Consider the following 20,598-nt stretch of genomic DNA (forward strand, 5'->3'; position numbering starts at 1 on the left):
ACAAAAGACAATGAAACATATATATAGCATATCGGGAATGACATGTAATGGCTGTCGTAGTCATGTAGAACAAGCGCTTTCTAAAGTTGAAGGTGTGAAGCAGGCGTCAGTAGATTTAGAGAAATCTGAAGCGATTATTGTATCTGAAGATTTGATTCCGATAGCAACGTTTCAAAAGGCATTACAAGTCGATGGCGGACGTTATAGTATAGCATCCTTACCAGATTCTTCAACTGCTGAAAATTTAGATTCTGAAGATGAAAAATTCGAAGCTATACCTGCAGGATGTTGTGGTTCAAAACCTGGTTCTGAAACTAAATCTCAAACATTCCATGTTCACGGGATGACGTGTAATGGTTGTCGAGGTCATGTAGAAACAATTTTAAATAAAGTTGAAGGCGTGAAGCAGGCGTTGGTGGATTTAGAGAAATCTGAAGCGACTATTGTATCTGAAGATTTGATTCCGATAGCAACGTTTCAAAAGGCATTACAAGCCGATGGCGGACGTTATAGTATAGTATCCTTGCCAGATTCTTCAACTGCTGAAAATTTAGATTCTGAAGATGAAAAATTCGAAGCTAAACCGGCAGAATGTTGTGGTTCAAAACCTGGTTCTGAAACTAAATCTCAAACATTCTATGTTCACGGGATGACGTGTAATGGTTGTCGTGATCATGTAGAAACAATTTTAAATAAAGTTGAAGGCGTGAAGCAGGTATCGGTAGATTTAGAGAAATCTGAAGCGACTATTGTATCTGAAGATTTGATTCCAATAGAAACGTTTCAAAAGGCATTACAAGCCGATGGAGATACGTATACTATTCATCCGTTAGGAACGCCACAACATCAATTGCCAACTAAAAAAGTTAAAGACACAGGTGCAGGCACATATTATTGTCCGATGCACTGCGAAGGCGATAAAACTTATAATCAACATGGAGATTGCCCTGTTTGTGGAATGGATTTGGTTAAGGAGCAAAGTTTAACGCCGTCTAAAACACAATATACGTGTCCTATGCATCCAGAAGTCATCTCCGATAAACCTGGAGATTGTGATATTTGCGGTATGGATTTAGTGCCTATGGAACCGGAAGCTTCTGCAGAAGAACAAACATATAATAGACTTCTTAAAAAGCTAAAATTAGCTACGGCATTTACACTTCCTATTTTTATTATAGCGATGTCCGAAATGATTCCAAATAATCCATTATACACTATTTTACCTTTAAAAATGTGGAATTGGATACAGTTTGCATTATCCATTCCTGTGGTGTTTTATGCTACTTGGATGTTTTTTGAACGCGCGTATAAAAGTGTAAAAACCTGGAATTTAAATATGTTTACCCTAATTGGAATAGGAGCTGGGGTTGCTTGGTTATTTAGTGTGTTTGGTATGCTGTTTCCTGATGTTATTCCGGATCAGTTTAAAACTGAAGCAGGAACTGTTCATGTGTATTTTGAAGCCGCAACAGTGATATTAACCTTAGTATTAATGGGGCAAGTTTTAGAAGCAAGAGCGCATAGTAAAACTAACGATGCTATAAAAGAATTATTAAAATTAGCTCCCAATGAAGCGACACGCGTTGTAAATGGAAAAGATGAAGTTGTTGCTATTGATGAAATAAAATTAGGAGATTTACTACGTGTAAAACCAGGTGGAAAAATTCCTGTAGATGGACGAATTCAAGAGGGTGAAAGTGCTGTAGATGAAGCAATGATTACAGGAGAACCCATTCCTGTTACAAAACGGGTAGGAGATCAAGTGAATTCTGGAACCATAAATGGTAATCAATCATTTATTATGACTGCCGAAAAAGTAGGTAACGATACTTTACTGTCTCAAATCATCGAGATGGTAAATAAAGCCAGCCGCAGTCAAGCACCGATTCAGAAATTAGCCGATAAAATATCGGGGTATTTTGTACCTGTGGTTGTGGGGATTTCAATACTAACTTTTATTATATGGGTAGCTTTTGGTCCAGACCCTAAATATGCATTTGCGTTTGTTAATGCTATTGCGGTGTTAATTATTGCATGTCCGTGTGCTTTAGGTTTAGCTACACCCATGTCGGTTATGGTTGGGATTGGTAAAGGTGCTCAAAATGGTGTGTTAATTAAGAATGCTGAAGCGTTAGAACGTTTAAATACTGTAGATACATTAATTATAGATAAAACAGGAACCATTACAGAAGGGAAGCCTTCTGTGGAATCTGTAGCAAGTGTGTCTAAATCGATAGACGATTCTAAGGTATTACAATATATCGCGTCTTTAAATACGCTTAGTGAGCATCCGTTAGCAGAAGCCACTGTAAAATACGCAAAATCGAAATCTGTAGAACTTTTGAAAGTCACCGATTTTAATGCCATTTCTGGTCAGGGTGTTACTGGAATTATAGACGGTAAATCTATTGCTCTAGGAAACGCTAAACTGATGCAAACAAATAAATCGTCTGTATCTGAAGTTTTAGAAGATGAAGTAGTAAAGGCTCAAAAACAAGGTAAAACAGTATCGTATGTATCGGTAGATCATGCGGCTGTAGGTTATGTTGTTATTTCAGATAAAATAAAACCAACAAGTAAACAAGCCATTAAAGCACTACAAGATGCAGGGATAGATGTTATCATGTTGTCTGGAGATAATGAGGATACAGCACGTGCGGTTGCAGATGCATTAGGTCTGTCTCATTTTAAGGGCAGTATGTTGCCTCAAGATAAATTAAGTGAGGTAGAACGTTTACAAGCCGAAGGCAAGATTGTAGCTATGGCTGGCGATGGTGTAAATGATGTACCTGCATTGGCGAAAAGTGATGTTGGGATTGCCATGGGAACAGGAACCGATGTGGCTATAGAAAGTGCAGAAATCACCTTAGTAAAAGGCGATTTGCATGGTATTGTAAAAGCGAGAACATTAAGTGAAAATGTGATGAAAAATATTAAGCAGAATTTATTCTTCGCTTTAATATATAATAGCGTAGGTGTGCCTATAGCTGCTGGGATTTTATATCCGGTTTTCGGATTATTATTATCGCCAATGATTGCGGCTTTAGCCATGAGCTTTAGCTCGGTTTCGGTAATCGCCAATGCGCTGCGATTACGAACAAAGCGTATAGATTAATCAATTAAAATAAACCCTATGAAACATTCAAAAAATCATTCAAATAAGAATAATTACACACGATTTTTTATTATGCTTGGTGCTTCATTTTTAGCCATGTATGTCACTATGTATTTAAATACGTATACAATTGATCATGTCTATTTTAGTTTAACACGTTTTTACATGACGTGTCTAGGAATTTCAACCATGGCTATTATCATGTTTGTGGCGATGCGAAACATGTATCAAAATAAAAAGAAGAATATAGCCATAATAGCGGGAAGCATTGTTCTGTTTTTTGGAGCACTCGGGTTAGTACGTTCTCAAGCTCCAATTGTTGGAGATGTATTATGGTTAAAAGCGATGATTCCGCATCATTCTATAGCAATTCTCACGAGTGAAAGAGCAGATATTAAAGATCCGGAAGTGAAGAGATTAGCAGAAGATATTATAGAAGCACAAAGGAAAGAAATTGAAGAGATGAAGCTTATGATTAAGCGTTTAGAACAACATGAAAAATGAATAAAAATATAATTTATATCGGATTGGCATTAGTGGTTGGTTTGGGCTTGGGATTCGTGTTTTTTGGACATACAGAATCTCAAATTCTGACAGAATCTCATAATCATGAAATTGGCGAAAGTTCAGAAAAATGGACTTGTTCCATGCATCCTCAAATTGTGAGAGATGAAGCCGGAAGTTGCCCCATTTGTGGTATGGCACTTATTCCTATAGCTATAGATAGCGATGGATTAACAGCTCAGCAATTTAAGCTGACTAAACATGCTATGGCTTTGGCAAATATTGAGACTACAACTATTGGTGAAGCTAGTTCTGACGATATCCAATTACAATTGTCAGGAACAATTCAGGTGAATGATGATGAGATATTTATTCAGCCAGCTCATTTTAATGGTCGTATTGAAAAACTATATGTTACCTCTGTTGGTCAAAAGGTTAATAAAGGTCAATTGGTTGCTAAAATATATTCTCCAGCGTTACTTAGTGCGCAACAGGAATTAATTACGGCGTATAAGATGAAGGGGTCTCAACCCGAATTATATAAAGCGGTTCGTAATAAATTTAAAAACTGGATGATTCATGATGCACAATTAAATGCTATCGAAACATCTGGAACAGTAATTAACCCATTTCAAATCTATTCGCATGTATCGGGAACTGTTTCCGAAATTTCAGCAAAAGAAGGTGATCATGTAATGGACGGCAAAGCCATCTTTAAAGTCGCTAATTTAAATACGGTATGGGCAGAATTTGATGCTTACGAAAATCAGATTTCCGCATTACAAGTGGGGCAAACCGTAGCCATTTCAGCAAAAGCGTATCCAAATCGCATTATTACATCTAAAATTACATTTATCGATCCTATTTTAAACGCATCGACAAGAACGGTTACAGTACGAGCTGTTTTAAATAATTCAGATCATTTGTTTAAACCCGGTATGTTTGTAGAGGGTGCAATTATACGCATGCAAACAATAAACACAAATAAATTAACCATTCCGGCTTCGGCAGTCATGTGGACAGGAAAACGTTCTGTAGTCTATTTAAAAGCTAATGTAGATGAACCTGTTTTTGAAATGCGCGAAATAGATTTAGGGACAAAACAAGGCGATACTTACGAGGTATTAGATGGGGTAGATGTTGGAGATGTTATTGTTACTCATGGTACTTTTACTGTAGATGCAGCAGCACAATTAAAAGGTAAAGCATCTATGATGAATACAAATGAAACTTCTAAAACCACTGCAGCTGTTATTGAAACAAAATCAATGACTTCAGAAAAATTTAAAGATGTACCAGAAGTGTTTCAGAAAGAACTTGAGTCGGTATTGTATTTGTATCTAAATTTAAAAGATCAATTGGTAGACAGTGATTTAAAATCGGCTAAATTACAAGCAGATTTGCTTTTAGCGCGGTTAAACACAATAACAACGGAGTCTATTTCAAATCATCCAAAAATGATGAAGGATTGGAAAACAATTTCAGAACAGATGAAAACAGATTTAGTAACTATTCAAAATGAAGATAACTTAAAATCTTTTCGTTCACAATTTTCTACAATCTCTTTAGATTTAATTCAGTTGATTGAAAAATATGGTGTTCCCATACAAGTTTATGTTCAGTTTTGTCCCATGGCAAATACAAACAAAGGTGGATATTGGCTAAGTTTATCAGAAGAGATCTTGAATCCGTATTATGGTGCTGCAATGTTAGGTTGTGGTGAAAATGACAAAATACTATAGTAAAAAAGACTGTTAATTTGGGTTATGATAGAATTTATGATTATTTAGTGAGAATAATTAAATACTTTAACACAAAAAAACGAGTCTATATGTGGAGTGTTTCGTAATTAAATGTTAATTTGCGATTGTATTAATACTTTAATTAATCAAAAAGCTATACATGGAAATCTTGTTAGATAATGTAATACCAGAAGATCATCCTCGAACATTTACTACAAACGCATCTGACCATAAAGATGTTATAAAAGTAAAACAAGCTGTAATGGCTCTCGAAGGTGTAGAATCTATTGAATTTTTAGATGTTGTTTTTCCTAAGCAGTTTAAGGTAAGTGTTTCAAAAATGATTGAAGTTCGTTTTGTAGAAGAAGCCGTTAACGAAGTAGGATTTAACGCCATTCCAAGGGAGTTTTTATCCTTTTAATATAAAAAAGCTAGTAATTTTAATTACTAGCTTTTTTATTTCTATTGTACAGTATTGGTTATTTTAAACCGTATACTGTTACATCTGCAGTACCGTTTAAAATACCTTTAGTGTCGTACCAAAACTCGATACTTCTTAATTTTCGTTTTCCTCCTCTTAAATCGATAACTCTACTTTCTCCATTTTTAGGAATATCGAATCGGGTATCAATTTTTTCTGGAGCACCGTTATCGTAAGTTACAACCATACGCTGTATGTTAACAGGAGCATCTCTTACTTTAAATTTAATTTTTCTGTAATAATCGAAAGGTCCAGGAACATTTATTCTATCGTGATCCGCTGTGTGTTTAGCATGCGTAGTTCCTAGATTAACCCAGCCAATAGGCTTGCTACTGTTATTATAATTGTTATTATGAACTGGTGGGCGTATGTTTCTTTGTGCAGAAACAAACTGAATACTCAATACGCATACAACAAGTGCTGTAAGCAGATTTCTAGTTATGGTTTTCATGAAAATTTTTGTTTAATAGTCGTTAATTTGAAAATAAATATACAGAAAAAGTATTACTTAGACCGGTTTGATTTTTATTAAATGATTTTTTTTATGACACGTAATTTATGGGTGTGCATATTTTTATCTGCATTATAAATACCAGAATGGTCTAATCTGTCTATTCTAATTTTTCCGTGTGCATGGATAATATAATTATCGTTCATGATAATACCAACATGAACAATCTGTCCTTCATTATTATCGAAAAACGCTAAATCTCCAGCTTCACTCTCTTCTATAAAACTTAAGGCTTCGCCTTGAGTAGCTTGTTGCGAGGCATCTCTAAATATTTTATAGCCGTTAAGTTTATAAACCATTTGTGTAAACCCAGAACAGTCTATACCAAACGGTGTTTTTCCTCCCCATAAATACGGAGCATTTAAATACATAAATGCGGTATCTATAAGATTGCTTTTAGGTTTAATTGTATCTGTTACTTCACCATCATGAGAATGGTTTAAAAGTTGTAAACTGTTTAATGTAGACCCTAAAGGAATTGGGTAAAGTTGTTGATTATTATCGTATACAAATTCGACTAAATCTGTAGATAATTTTAGAGGTTCAGAATTTAGTGAGTTGTATATGTCTTCAGAAATTTCAACATATTGTTTATTATCTATCCAACCTTCATAAGTGTCGAAAGCCAATCTTATTTTACTCCATTTTTTTCGCTGTTCTAATATCTTAAAATGTTCACCATAGAGTACCTGAGAAATAAGTTCAGAAGCATCACTAGGTTCTATTCTTAAAGGGACAATGCTTAAATTACAAACGCCGTATTGCATTAATTAACTATTGGATTTTGGTCTAAATATAGAATTTAATGTGTTTTTAAAAAAGATATTTTCAATTTAAAGACGTTCTATTACCATTGCAGAAGCTCCACCACCTCCATTACAAATTGCAGCAGCACCTAGTTTAGCATTATTTTGTTCTAAAACATTTAAAAGCGTGATAACAATTCGTACTCCAGAACAGCCTAAAGGATGCCCTAAAGAAACGGCACCTCCGTTAACATTTACATTGGTATCTGTTAATCCTAAGAGTTTCATATTGGCTAAACCTACTACAGAAAAGGCTTCATTAAATTCGAAAAACTCTATATCTTCAATTTTCAAATTTGCTTTATCTAATGCTTTTGGTAATGCTTTTGCAGGAGCCGTTGTAAACCATTCAGGAGCAAGAGAGGCATCTGCATAGCTTTTTATAACGGCTAAAGGTTTTAATCCTAAAGATTCCGCTTTGTCTTTACTCATTAAAATTACAGCGCCAGCACCATCATTTATTGTAGAGGCATTTGCGGCAGTTACAGTACCGTCTTTTGTAAATACGGCGCGTAGTGAAGGAATTTTATCTAATTTAACATTTGTGAATTCTTCGTCTTTCCTAAAGATAACAGGCTCTCCGCGTCGCTGAGGTATTTCAACCGGAACAACTTCATTGTCGAATTTTCCAGATTCCCAAGCTTTTGCAGAACGTGAATAGGATTGTATTGCATAAGCATCTTGTGCTTCTCGAGTAAATTTATGCTCTGTTGCGCAGGCATCTGCACAAACTCCCATAGCATTTTGGTTGTAGGCATCTAATAACCCATCTTGTTGAAGTCCGTCGACTAAAGTCGTAGGACCAAATTTAGTACCTGTTCTAGCATGCATATAATGTGGAATCATACTCATGTTTTCCATACCACCTGCTACAATAATTTCAGCATCGCCAAGTGCAATAGACTGTGCAGCTAGCATCATGGCTTTCATACCCGAAGCACAAACTTTATTTACTGTTGTACAAGGTACTGTATTAGGAATACCTGCAAAGATAGCCGCTTGTTTTGCCGGAGCTTGCCCTGCACCAGCTTGTACCACTTGTCCCATAAAAACTTCATCGACCAAATTCGGGTCAAGTTGTATTTTATCGAGCGCACCTTTAATGGCGACAGCACCTAATTTTGGCGCGGGAATAGTAGAAATTGAGCCTAAAAAACTTCCAATTGGTGTTCGGGCTGCTGAAACAATAACGACTTCTTTACTCATTTGAATCTATTTGCAATTAATTGTTACGAATTTAATGAAATTAATAGGATTTATAAAGGATTCCTCAGTTATAAAGCTGTTAAAACGCCTTAATTTTTATTACATTTGATTTACTTAATTCCATTCATGAAAGATTTTGTAAATACCTTGTATAGAAATCATACGTTGTTATATAAAGTGTTGCTTTTTATATGTACCACTTTTTTAATAGTGTATTTATTTCCTAAAAGCGGACGATTTAAATATGATTTTGAAAAAGGTAAGCCATGGCAGTCCGAAAACTTATATGCGCCTTTCAATTTTGCCATTAAAAAAAGTAATGAAGAAATTTCTACAGAGAAACAAGATGTTACTAATAATGCCATTCGGTATTTCGACATCGATAGTGGTATAAAAGAACAAGTTTTTAAGAATTATAAAATTACGTTTGAAGAAACCGTCCCAGATTCAATCCCTAAATCCGATTATAGAACGCTCTTTTCTGAAGGAACAAAAATTCTAAACGAGTTCTATCATTATGGTGTACTGCATGAAGATCATAGTTTTAATGCAAAAAGTACGGTAGTTCTTTTAGAAAACCGTGTAGAAAAAGTAAGTGCAGAATATTCCAATTTAGTTAAGCAAGGAAATATAAAACCACAACTCATTCAAACGTTAATCAATCATGAATTGAGTAGTTATGAAAAATTATTCTTATCTATTTTTTATGATGTTGTAGAGCCTAACTTAACGTATAATAAAGAGTTTACCGAACGTGCACTAGAAGAAGAACTCAGTAAAATTTCGTACACAAGAGGAAGTATCGAGAAAGAAACACTTCTAATTTCTAAGGGAGAAGTTGTTGAGGGTGACAAGTTTCAAGTCTTAAAATCGTTAGAATCTGAATACGAATCGCAAGTTTGGAATGCGTCCAATTACAATTGGATTGTGTTTGCATATACCGTGTTGGTTTCACTCGCTTTATTAATGTTATTACTGTTTTTAAGAAAATACAGACGCGATGTGTTCGAAAATAATAATAAAGTAACCTTTATTTTTTTCAACATATTATTCATGGTTTTTATCACCTCGTTTGTTGTAAATTATAATGCGCACTATATTTATGTGGTGCCTATTTGTATTCTGCCATTGGTTTTAAAAGCCTTTTTCGATGCGCGATTAGGTTTGTTTACTCATGTAGTAACGATGTTGCTATTGGGGTCTATTGTGCCTAATAGTTACGAGTATATGTTTCTTCAAATTATTGCGGGAATTGTAACAATTTTAACGGTTTCAGAATTATACAAACGTGCCAATTTATTTATTTCGATAGGACAAATTACCATAGTTTATATCATTGCTTATTTTGCATTCTTTGTAATTCATGAAGGAAGTATAGATAACCTGAAATGGGAAACTTTTTTAATGTTTATTCTATGCGGGTTAGCCACGCTGTTTGTGCAACCATTAATTTATGCTTACGAAAAAATGTTCGGGTTAGTGTCAGACGTATCCTTGTTGGAGCTTACAGATACCAATTCTAAGTTATTAAAAGAATTAGCAGAGAAAGCCCCGGGTACATTTCACCATTCCTTAAATGTCGCTAATTTGGCAGAAGCTTCAGCAAACGAAATTGGCGCAAATGCGATGTTAATTCGAGTTGGAGCTTTGTATCATGATATTGGTAAAATGAAAAACCCAACATATTTCACCGAAAATCAATCTACAGGTATAAATCCACATGATGAGTTAGCACCTAAGGAAAGCGCAAAAATCATTATAGACCATGTTTTAAATGGTATCGAAATAGGGAAGAAGCGCAATCTGCCAGATCGTGTAATCGATTTTATTAGAACACATCACGGAACCAGTGTGGTTTATTATTTTTATATGATGGAGAAAAAATCGAATCCAGAAGATGTTAATATAGATGATTTTAGATATTTAGGGCCGAAGCCATTTAGTAAGGAGACCGCTATTTTAATGATGTGCGATAGTGTGGAAGCTGCTTCAAAAAGTTTAAAAGACCCTACTTCTACAAAAATTGATGCGTTTGTTGAAAATATTATTGATAAGCAGATGGACGAAGGACAATTTTTAAATTCTAATATTACTTTTAAAGAAATTCAATCTATTAAAAAAGTGCTAAAACTCAAGCTAGCAAACATTTACCATTTAAGAATTGAATACCCTGAATAATTTTTATAAAAAAGACGTAAAAAGGTTTTGATTTGTGATAATATAGCTTAAATTTGCAACCGCAAAATTATTGCAATGTTCATGAATTTAGGAGAGGTGCCAGAGTGGTAATGGAGCAGATTGCTAATCTGTCGACGGGTAACTGTCGCCAGGGTTCGAGTCCCTGTCTCTCCGCAATTAATCTTTAATATAATATCGGGAATTAAAGATTTTAACAATACACCTCGGGGTGTAGCGTAGCCCGGTTATCGCGCCACGTTTGGGACGTGGAGGCCGCAGGTTCGAATCCTGCCACCCCGACAATAGTCAATTGTAAATTGATTCAAAACCTTGTAAATCGTATGATTTACAAGGTTTTATTGTTTTAGGACATTTATTTAAATTGATATCATATCAATCTAATCGGTTCACAATTCGGTTCACAGTTTTTAAATCTTAAAAATGTAAACCGATTAACTTTAAAAAACGTGTATAGTAATAGTTGATTTGACTTTCGTCTTGAACATGTTTAACATTAAAACAACCACTATGCAAACACAATCCACACTCAGTATTTTGTTCTAGATTACTGCTTCCAGAGCAAGGAATAATTTTGTATCTATTTACACTAGAATTACAGTAAATGTGAAACGCGGTGATATCAGTTTAAATAGCGAAGACTTTCCTCAACGTTTTTTAAGATTTTATTAAGTAACTTATAATAGTCTTGGCGTGGTTTCTTTTGCCATTGGAAAATGCTTTATAGATGCTCAGGCTATTAAATCACGGGTTTAGGTCAAGATTTACAGGAGTATTCTTTACTCACTTTAATTAACTATCATACTATTCAAATTAGTAGGGCATTCACTTATGGTATGTTTATAAACTATTACACTACTCAAAAATATATTAAGTTATTCCTTGCAAAGCAGAAGGATCAGGATATGAATTTATCCCAAGTAACATTTAAATTTTTAACTAATCTTTTTTCTATTGCTTAAATTTTAAGCAACTCTTTTAGTAAACACAACCGAAATTCCATTCCTATAAAAATAGGTTTAGTCTAAAAACAGGATACAATATCTTCCTTAATTTTTAAGGTTAATATAATTCTCGATAGAGTAAACCAACTCGCGCTTTCATTTATAATTTTATAGTCTAACAATGTAAAAGAAACTCCTGTAGTATTCTGAATACAATAAAATTAAAATGATATGGCAGAAATTAAAATAGAAAAGAAAAAGCCAATATGGCCTTGGATTTTAGGATTATTAGTTGTTTTAGGAATAATATTATTCCTGTTTTATGCGACTAATAATAACGACGATTATATGGATGATACTAATACAAATCAGCCAGTAATGACCGATACGATTACCGATAATAGTAATGCGACTTATAATAATGCACCGTCTAGCAACACTACAACTGAATATAAACCCAGCTCAACTTACTTGGTGAATGTACAGAAGTCCTTAAATGATTCTATGAAACTGGGAACAGATTCTATATACACGGCAAAGGCCTTTTACAATTTAGCCAATGCCTCTGCTTCTAAAGCAGTAGAAATGAACTTGTATAGTTCTCCAGCTTTAAGCAGTTTAGAATCAGATTTAAATCAATTTAAGTCGGCTCAAATGGGGCAAGAAGATTTCAGCAAAATAGATTTAAAAACGCTAAGTTCTGAGATTACCGCTGTTATTTCTGAAATTCAGAATAAAAATGCTCCAAATTTAGACAAGGAAGTTTCTAATTTAAAGACCCTTTCTAATGAATTAAATTCTTCTACAGACTGGACAAAGCAACAGAAAAACATTCAAGATTATCTTAATACATCTTATGAAATCTTGACAACTATTAATTATTAAATCTTACAAAATGAACACAAACGAAAAGCACTTATACGATTTAGACGAACTTTCTGATTATAAAATTTCTGAAGGCTATGCCGATATTAGAGGTTGGGATGTAAAAGACATAGATAACCGAGTAATTGGAAAAGTAGATAATTTACTAGTTAATAAAGAAGCACAGCGCGTCGTTTACATTGACGTAGAGGTAGACAAATCTATAATCGACGCAAGTCATGATCCATATAGTACAGACAGCAACCGAGAGGTTAGGGAATTTATTAATAAAGATGGTGAAAATCATATTATTATTCCCATAGGTTTGTTAGATATCAATTCCGATTTAAAACACGTTTATACCCACACTGTAAACTACAGAACGTTTTCTGAAACTAAGCGTTATAGAAAAGGTGACAATGTAGATCGCGCTTACGAAGTACAAGTATTAGATTCTTATAAACGTGATATCGCGCTTCAAAACCTTCAGGATGCAGTTAAAACTGAAAGAACAGAAACTTTTGAAGAAGAACGTATAAGAGAACTGGTGCGTGACGAAATAAGAAAATTTCATAACATTGGCACCTCCTATTTCTCTAAAGTTGAAACAGATGAAACGGATTTACCATCGAAAACTCATAAAAATAACCCGTATGACGAGGAAAATTTTTACAACAGACATGAGTTCGAAAACAACCCTTTTAAAAGTAATCAGGGGTCTAGAAGATAATTCTAAAATAAGGATTATTCCGTTATGGGATAATCCTTATTATTTTTTTTAAAATTAGTTATTCCAATAAATTATTATGATTATTTACTAACCTCCAACCTCTTATGCCATCCTATTTTATAATATTATTAATTATTGGTTTAACCACACTTTTAGCTAGTTTTTCACCCATAGTTCTAAAGTACTTTAAGATTAGTTACACCATACCTTTTCTTGTTTTAGGTGGCTTATTGTATTATTTAAAAGCGCCATTACCTTGGCCCGATCCGATTTGGGATATTGATTCAACCTTAAAGTTTTCTGAAATGGTTGTAATTATTAGTATAATGGTAGCAGGGTTAAAAATAGGTTTAAACTATACGTGGAAAGAATGGCTGAACCCATTACGATTATTAGGTATTACGATGCCTCTTTTCATGATTTTTGTATTCCTATATTCATATTTTATTTTAGACTTTTCTGGAGCACTTGCATTGCTATTAGCAGCGGTTTTATCGCCGACAGATCCAGCATTGGCTTCCGAAATTCAACTTAATGAAAAACAATCCGATGTGTCTAAAAGAAATACTGGGGTAGAATATAATTTAACTGCAGAAGCAGGCTTAAATGATGGTTTGGCATTTCCGTTTGTTTATTTGGCTATTTTATGGTCTAAAAAAGATAATTTAAACAGCGAAGTTTGGACAACTTGGTTAAGTTATCATGTGTTGTATAAAATTGTAGTTGGGGTTGTAGTCGGTATACTTATCGGATTTCTATATAGTTATTTTACCACTAAACTGACTAAAAAAAGAGAAAGCAAAATTCATCAAGCCTTTGTCGCCATTTCGCTAACATTAGTGTCCTATGGCTTAGCTGAGGTTATGAGCTCTTATGGTTTTATAAGTGTATTTTTTACAGGCCTTTTTGCACATTATCATGCGCATATAAATAGTGAAAGAAATAATTACGAACCCAGTTTAGAATTCATTACCAATGTTGAAAAATTTCTAATCATTTTTTGGATGGTCTTTTTTGGAGGATCTATAATGGGGGGTATCTTAAATTTCCTCGATCTTAAATTAGTACTATTTTGTTTATGTTTAGTTTTAGTAGCAAGACCTGTATTAGGTTATATTTCACTAACACATTCTGGTTTAGATTTAAAGAAAAAATTAGCCATATCCTTTTTCGGAATTAGAGGCATAGGCTCTGTTTTTTATTTAACCTATGCCATTAAAAATGGTGAATTTGAGAATACCGACCAGCTATTTTCTATTATAGCCTTAGTCATTTTAATTTCAATTATTCTGCATGGTTTAACTGTTAAAAGATCTATTTCTAAAATTTAAAAATGATACCCATGTTAATTGAATAGCATGAGTTCAAATATCTTTTTTAGAAATAAATCGTAAAAACCATTACACAAAGGCACTGTAACCTGTTATCGCCCTTCCAACTATTAGTGTATTTATTTCTTTGGTACCTTCATAAGAATATATAGCTTCTGCATCGGCTACAAAGCGCGCCACATCATATTCCAATAATATTCCATTACCGCCCATCACTTCTCGCGCACGACTTACTACATCTCGAGTTCGCATAGAACAAAACACTTTTGCAAGCGATGCATGCTCGTCTGTTAAAAGTCCTTGATCTTGTAATTCTGAAAGACGATATACCATCGCTTTCATTGCAGTTAAGTTTGCTAACATTTCCACCAAATGATTTTGAATCAGCTGAAATTTAGCAATAGGTTTCCCAAATTGTTCCCGTTTCTTGGTATATTTTAATGCACTTTCATAAGCACCTCTGGCACAACCTAAAGCTTGCCAAGCTACGCCTGCTCTAGTCATTCTTAACACTTTTGCTGTATCTCGAAATGAATTTGCTTTTTGTAACCGATCGGATTCGAGCACTTTACAATCTGTAATTGTAATTAAGGCATTTTGCACCGTTCTTAAGGCCATTTTATCTTCAATCTTCTCCGCTTTATAACCTGGATTTCCTTTTCTAACTAAAAAGCCTTTCGCCTGATTACTATCTACATCTCTTGCCCAGATTATAATAACATCGGCAAAAGTGGCATTTCCAATCCATTTCTTTTGTCCGTTTAAAATCCATTCATCACCCACTTTCTTACATGTGGTTTCCATACCACCCGCAACGCCACTTCCTACATTAGGTTCTGTTAAAGCAAAAGCGCCAATGCTTTCCATTTTTTGCATTTTTGGTAACCACTCTTGTTTTTGTTCTTCACTTCCGCATAGGTAAATAGATCCCATTGCCAATCCGCTATGAACCCCAAAAAAAGTAGATATAGACACATCGACTCGAGAAATTTCTTCAGCGATAATACCTTCCATAACGAATGATAAATTAGGACAGCCATAGCCTACATAGGCCACACCTGTAATATTTAGTTCGGCTAATTTTGGGATAATTTCCATGGGAAACTCTGCGCGCTTCCAATAGTCGTTTGCAATAGGTTCGACCTCGGTCTCCATGAAATTACGCACTTTCATCTGAATTTCTCGCTGTTCCTGAGTCAGGTTTAAATCATAATCGTAGAAATCGCCATCTATAGGAGGCAATTGACGTTGTCCTTTTTTGGCTTTTTCGGTGAGTAGTTTAGTTAATCCCTTAAGCTGAGTATCGTCCAATTCCCCAACTGATTTCATAATTTTTGGTAAGTCTATTTTCTCTGAAATCTCATTTAATTCAGCAAAGTCTACTTGCTTCATTAAGTGTGTAATTTGTTTTATTTTTTTAAAAAATTCCATCCTTTTGTTTTTAATTCACAAATGCATCTGACATGGACACTTGTAAAATTCCACAATTAAAGTACTAAAAAGCAACCACATTTGCTAATATGATAAAATTTCACGTAAATTATTATCAAATAGATAATTTTAATCCCGCTTCAGCTAACTCAAACACTTACAGTAAGTTACATTATTTCATTTCCATTTAGTAGTGAGACTTTGCACTTTAAACGTCTGTAATTTTATAGTTTTATTATGATTTTTAGCGTCTAAGTCTATTGGAATGCAGCACATAAATCAAATAATTTAAATGTAAATTTATGATTTAAGTAATTACGCTATAAAGATGAAAGAAAACAAACCTCAATCTACTTCAAAAAACAATCCGTCTTTTCAAAAAAAAGTATGGATAGTCGTTGGAATACTTGCTTTTTCAATAATTACCATATTACTTTTAAAAGCTACATTTAGAGTTTTTTTACTAATATTAGCTGGTGCACTTATCGCTATATTTTTTAGAGGATTGAGTAGTTTTATTCAAAAAAAGACCAAATGGAAGGAAGGAATATGTGTCGCTATTTCCATTATAAGTACCTTTTTAATAGTCATAGGATTATTCTGGTTGATTGGTGCAAAGGTACAAGATCAAATGGCTGAACTCGTAGAAACCTTACCTAAGACCGTTGAAAATGCAAAGGCGAAATTAAATGAAAGTTCGATAGGTAGAAATATTGTAGACAATTTCTCTTCTGTAGACTCGATTGAGAAAGCACAAGGTTTTGCTGGGCAATTCTTCCAATCTACATTCGGATTTTTTGGCGATCTTTATGTTGTTTTATTCATTGGAATTTTCTTTACCATATCTCCTAAAATCTATATTAATGGCTTAGTACAACTCATACCTATTAAGGGGCAAGAAGCTGGTAAGCAGGTCCTAAATAATATAAGCAATCAGTTACTTAACTGGTTAAAAGGAACCTTCTTCTCTATGTTTGTTGTTTTTGTTTTAACGGCAATAGGTTTGGCTATTATTGGGATCCCGCTTTGGCTTGTTCTAGCTCTTCTAGCTGGTTTAATTAGTTTTATTCCAAATTTTGGACCTTTAATAGCATTAATCCCAGCGGTATTAATTGGACTTTTACAGAGTCCTGAAACGGCGCTTTTAGTCGTTGGACTTTATATACTAATTCAGTTTATTGAAAGTAATTTTATTACAACACTTGTTCAGAAAAAATTACTAGACCTGCCTCCAGCGCTTATAATTATCGCACAGCTTATTATGGGAACACTAACAGGGATATGGGGATTGGTTTTAGCTACTCCAATAATTGTAATCCTAATTGTATTAGTGCAAGATTTATATATAAAAAACAGAGAGTAAATTAGAGTACACTTAAAACACTGCCAATAAGATTATATTTATAAAGAGTTAAAGCTTTTACAAGCTGAAACACAGAATATGAATTTCGAATTAGTTTCTCATCACTAAAAAATAAAATCTGCACTCTAGCACATATGTTTTATGCTTACTTATACTTTTACTAGTGAAGCTGATTTTACTAGATATTGGTATGTTTAAATAAGAATTTAAACCTTTATATAAAAATTTAGGGTATCTTTAAATTAAACTTAGAATGTTTAAAAATAGGTAATATTAAATGAGGTGATTCCTGTAACAGCTATGCAGGTGGTGGTAAAATAGAAAGTATAATGTATGATTAATGCGTTGGCCCTCTAACTTTAAACGTTTCACTTCTTATTGGTCCTGAAAAAATTTCCAATAAAATAAACGAGCCAAAATTATCAGACATTCATGTAGTAAGATCCTCTAAAAAGGTTTTGTAGTACTGAAACGATACTTTGCCTACAACGAGCTATGATGCTCCTGTACGGATTAATTTAACGGTACCAAAATCGTTTTCTTTTTTCCGATAGTAAAGTTATGAGATTACATCGTATTATTAAAATAGAAATCCATCTTAGGATATTCTAGTGACGGTTTTTGCACCACATTCTTATTTAGGAATGAGTTGTTTTACTGTTTGCATATAGTCAGGAGACACCTTTGTGTTGTCCATAATAATTGTATACAAATAATTAATTTCACATTATTTCACTTTAGCCTGAAGTGCATTTATTAATTCAAAAAAATTGATTGGGTTGAGGTTTTGAAAGTAAAAAAAAAACTATAAACAATTGATTACGATAAAGATATTTGCGTTTGCAATCTTGATTTTTGCTGATTAATTTTAAATTCATCGACTAAAACAAAACTGAAAATTAGGGGGTATGACCATATTAAAATTCATATTAATTAATACAGTAGCTGTAGCACTTATGACTGGATTTTCATATGTAATCTCTCAGGCTTATAATATTAATTTCAGTGAACCCAAGCGTTTAAAACAATTAGTAAATCGTGCACGTATCATAAGAAAATCTGATTTTGGAATATGGGTGGGATGGTGTTTACACTTTGGTATTGGCTTAGTGTTTTTGTTAGTGTATTTTCTGTTTAGAAACATTTTTCCCAACGGTCCTGAGTTAGTATATGCTTTAATTTTTGGTTTTTTAGCAGGACTACTTGGTGTAGTAGGGTGGAGACTTATGTTTGCTTTACACGATAATCCGCCACAATTTCCTAAATTCCCATTTTATGTTCAGCTTGTTGGAGCTCACATTGTATTTAGTGCAACTGTGGCAGGGATGTTGTTTTTATTTTAAGCAAAATACTTCAAAGATAAACCCTATCAATGAGTGTTTTTGAGAACTAATACAATTCAAATAATTTAGTATCCTTGGAAATCATCTGACACATTAAAACCATTTTAATTTTGTCATGGCGCTTAAAATTATAAGTATCATACTAAAACATTTTTTGAAATAGATCATATAAATCTGTCCGACTGTACACTATATAATTATCATAAAAAGAAAAGAAGCAATAACTAATGGGACTTATTATTTCAATCCTGATAGCGGAAGAGATAATCTAAATATAGATGTATTTGCCTTACCATTTAAAGTCATTTCAAAAAAAGAAATAGTATTAAATGATTATGAGATAAGTCGTTTAAAAGGGGGTGATTATAATTGGATTAAGGATAACAGCTGGAAAATAGTAACAAATGAAACACGTAATTTTAAAAACCTGTATTTTTTAGAGAGGGAAGAAAATAACAATTTCGTTTTATATAAAGTAGAGACTGTTATCTATACATTTAAAAGTAGAAAAAGCAGCTTCCTTAGTTATAAGTTGGAAATTATAGTGTGTTTTTGTTAATGTAAAGAGTAGTAGTTAACTGGAGTGTTTACGAGACGCTTTTAATACAGTGTTAAGTGCTTATTCATCCATACCTTTTATCAAAATCAAAAGTCTATTCAGTTTAGGTTTTATCCAAACTCGTTTAAGAGTAACAAGCAGTAATCCATTTTCATTAATAATTGCTTTAAAGAGTTTTCTATAGTATTAAGGCTAATTTCTCATTTGTAACTGCCAAATTCTAATTAAGGTAGAATTTATGCCGTAAAGGAGTTAGACTTGTTTATGAAGTATAAAATAAAATCCCATGCAACGACCAACCTCAACGCCAAAGAACTCGAAAACCGTTATGGTTCCCGTGTACGTTCAAGATTGCGAAGTATGTTTAATCTTATAGCATTCGATACTAGTTCAAAGGATAAACGATAGCAAATAAAATATTATTCTTTGAACAAGTATAAAGTCTTCAGTTTGTAAATCTTATCAATTTATATATGTAAAATATTAAGGAGAGTATTATTAATCTTATTTGAATGTAAAACCTTTGAGTGAAATATAAATAATAATCAACCTATAAGAAATATGATGTTTAGAGGAGAAAGTATTAATATTAAAATTTAATCTTTATAGAGGTGTTTCGTCCCTTTTCAATATTTGTCATTTAAATTATGACGATTTAAGTTTGATTTTTTTAATAATTTGATAAAAAAGAATATTCAAAATTATAAATCGAGTTTTTATTTAGAAATTATTATATCATCTAATGTAGATAGGTGTATTTCTAATAGGTTTTATCTAGTTTTGTTAACAAATAATTCTTCTGAAAATTTGCAAGAAAATAACGTTTTAAATAATATAGGCAATAAAGCTGTGTTTAAGTCTACATTTAATAAGTTTTATAAGGAGTTGGTTATATATGCCCATAACTTTTTGTATGACCAGCAAGCAAGTGAGGACTTAGTACAAGACGTTTATATTTATTTATGGGAAAATTCAGAAAAAATAGAAATTAAAACATCAATACGTGCTTACCTATATAAAGCGGTTCAAAATCGATGTTTAAATTATCTAAAATCTTTAAAAGTTGAAGTTGATTTAGATACCATTAATTTAAATACTTATATCACGACCGATTATGATTTAAATATTTTAGATAATCAAGATAAATTAATTATTTATAATCATGTGTTAAAAGTAGTTGATCAATTTCCTGAAAGAATGAAACAAATTTTTAAGTTGAAATATCTTCAAGGTTATAAGTATTCAGAAATTGCAGAGGAGTTAGATGTTTCTATTAATTCAGTTAAAACTCAACTACAGAGAGCAAAATTAAAATTGAATGAGGCCATGGTTGTAATTCTTCTTCTGATAAGTAATTCGTAATGTTTTTCTTTTTTTGTTAGAGTATGTTTGCTTTTTTTGTCTGAACTCAGAAAAAAATTCATGTTTTTGTCACCCTTTTTAAATTTTCTGTTGTCATATTAAAAAAAGGT

Annotated in this window: 15 protein-coding genes, 2 tRNA genes and 1 pseudogene; 14 read left to right on the plus strand and 4 right to left on the minus strand. The window is 33.0% G+C overall.

Translation table 11 applies throughout. The features are described 5' to 3' along the window. Positions 1-10: 10 nt before the first annotated feature. From BN863_RS04610 to BN863_RS04625, 4 genes are all read left to right on the plus strand, one after another. On the plus strand, positions 11-3,115 hold the full coding sequence (locus BN863_RS04610; RefSeq protein WP_148304563.1) for a heavy metal translocating P-type ATPase: 3,105 nt from the start codon (positions 11-13) through the stop codon (positions 3,113-3,115). 18 nt (positions 3,116-3,133) lie between these two features. Continuing rightward, entirely contained in the window at positions 3,134-3,619 is a 486-nt protein-coding gene (locus tag BN863_RS04615; RefSeq protein ID WP_038527985.1) for a DUF305 domain-containing protein, read from the plus strand. Beyond that, positions 3,616-5,361 carry an efflux RND transporter periplasmic adaptor subunit gene (locus BN863_RS04620; RefSeq protein WP_038527988.1) on the plus strand — a complete coding sequence of 582 codons (1,746 nt, stop codon included), beginning with the start codon at positions 3,616-3,618 and terminating at the stop codon, positions 5,359-5,361. Before BN863_RS04615 ends, BN863_RS04620 begins: the two co-directional genes overlap by 4 nt. A 160-nt stretch (positions 5,362-5,521) precedes the next feature. Next, positions 5,522-5,782, plus strand: coding sequence for a hypothetical protein (locus BN863_RS04625; protein WP_038527990.1), 261 nt, complete (start codon positions 5,522-5,524; stop codon positions 5,780-5,782). Positions 5,783-5,840: 58 nt separating this feature from the next. On the opposite strand, the gene BN863_RS17910 is transcribed toward BN863_RS04625, so the two are convergent. The 3 genes from BN863_RS17910 to BN863_RS04640 all read right to left on the minus strand — a co-directional run bounded on the left by BN863_RS17910 (position 5,841) and on the right by BN863_RS04640 (position 8,365). After that, positions 5,841-6,293, minus strand: a complete 453-nt coding sequence (locus BN863_RS17910; protein WP_051774489.1) for a hypothetical protein — start codon at positions 6,291-6,293, stop codon at positions 5,841-5,843. Between the two features lie 77 nt (positions 6,294-6,370). Then, positions 6,371-7,120: a C40 family peptidase gene (locus BN863_RS04635; protein ID WP_038527993.1), complete on the minus strand. Its 750-nt coding sequence runs from the start codon at positions 7,118-7,120 to the stop codon at positions 6,371-6,373. A gap of 66 nt (positions 7,121-7,186) precedes the next feature. After that, positions 7,187-8,365, minus strand: a complete 1,179-nt coding sequence (locus BN863_RS04640) for an acetyl-CoA C-acyltransferase (protein ID WP_038527996.1) — start codon at positions 8,363-8,365, stop codon at positions 7,187-7,189. 126 nt (positions 8,366-8,491) lie between these two features. Between BN863_RS04640 and BN863_RS04645 the strand changes: the two genes are divergently transcribed. The 6 genes from BN863_RS04645 to BN863_RS04670 all read left to right on the plus strand — a co-directional run bounded on the left by BN863_RS04645 (position 8,492) and on the right by BN863_RS04670 (position 14,430). Further along, positions 8,492-10,543, plus strand: coding sequence for an HD family phosphohydrolase (locus tag BN863_RS04645; protein ID WP_038527998.1), 2,052 nt, complete (start codon positions 8,492-8,494; stop codon positions 10,541-10,543). 90 nt (positions 10,544-10,633) lie between these two features. Continuing rightward, positions 10,634-10,717 (plus strand) — tRNA-Ser (locus BN863_RS04650). A 51-nt stretch (positions 10,718-10,768) separates the two neighbouring features. Next, positions 10,769-10,843 (plus strand) — tRNA-Pro (locus tag BN863_RS04655). 893 nt (positions 10,844-11,736) lie between these two features. After that, positions 11,737-12,390 carry a hypothetical protein gene (locus BN863_RS04660; RefSeq protein ID WP_038528000.1) on the plus strand — a complete coding sequence of 218 codons (654 nt, stop codon included), beginning with the start codon at positions 11,737-11,739 and terminating at the stop codon, positions 12,388-12,390. A 10-nt stretch (positions 12,391-12,400) separates the two neighbouring features. Next, on the plus strand, positions 12,401-13,099 hold the full coding sequence (locus BN863_RS04665) for a PRC-barrel domain-containing protein (RefSeq protein ID WP_084817461.1): 699 nt from the start codon (positions 12,401-12,403) through the stop codon (positions 13,097-13,099). Positions 13,100-13,203: 104 nt separating this feature from the next. Beyond that, the gene (locus BN863_RS04670; protein ID WP_038528003.1) at positions 13,204-14,430 is read left to right on the plus strand and encodes a cation:proton antiporter domain-containing protein; all 1,227 of its coding nucleotides are present in this window, start codon (positions 13,204-13,206) and stop codon (positions 14,428-14,430) included. 69 nt (positions 14,431-14,499) lie between these two features. Here the strand turns inward: BN863_RS04670 and BN863_RS04675 are convergent, their stop codons facing one another. After that, complete coding sequence (locus tag BN863_RS04675; RefSeq protein ID WP_038528006.1) at positions 14,500-15,861, minus strand: acyl-CoA dehydrogenase family protein; 1,362 nt, start codon at positions 15,859-15,861, stop codon at positions 14,500-14,502. A 328-nt stretch (positions 15,862-16,189) separates the two neighbouring features. Here BN863_RS04675 and BN863_RS04680 point away from each other — a divergent pair, with 328 nt between their 5' ends. From BN863_RS04680 to BN863_RS04690, 4 genes and pseudogenes are all read left to right on the plus strand, one after another. After that, a complete protein-coding gene (locus BN863_RS04680; RefSeq protein ID WP_038528009.1) occupies positions 16,190-17,224 on the plus strand; it encodes an AI-2E family transporter in 1,035 nt (344 codons plus the stop codon). A 908-nt stretch (positions 17,225-18,132) separates the two neighbouring features. Beyond that, complete coding sequence (locus BN863_RS04685) at positions 18,133-18,567, plus strand: hypothetical protein (protein ID WP_038528012.1); 435 nt, start codon at positions 18,133-18,135, stop codon at positions 18,565-18,567. Positions 18,568-19,381: 814 nt separating this feature from the next. Further along, a pseudogene (locus tag BN863_RS18730) lies at positions 19,382-19,534 on the plus strand (ATPase); the annotation flags it as partial. A gap of 270 nt (positions 19,535-19,804) precedes the next feature. Next, positions 19,805-20,488 carry an RNA polymerase sigma-70 factor gene (locus tag BN863_RS04690; protein ID WP_038528014.1) on the plus strand — a complete coding sequence of 228 codons (684 nt, stop codon included), beginning with the start codon at positions 19,805-19,807 and terminating at the stop codon, positions 20,486-20,488. Positions 20,489-20,598: the final 110 nt, after the last annotated feature.

The sequence above is a fragment of the Formosa agariphila KMM 3901 genome (genome assembly GCF_000723205.1).
GTDB classification, from domain to species: domain Bacteria; phylum Bacteroidota; class Bacteroidia; order Flavobacteriales; family Flavobacteriaceae; genus Formosa; species Formosa agariphila.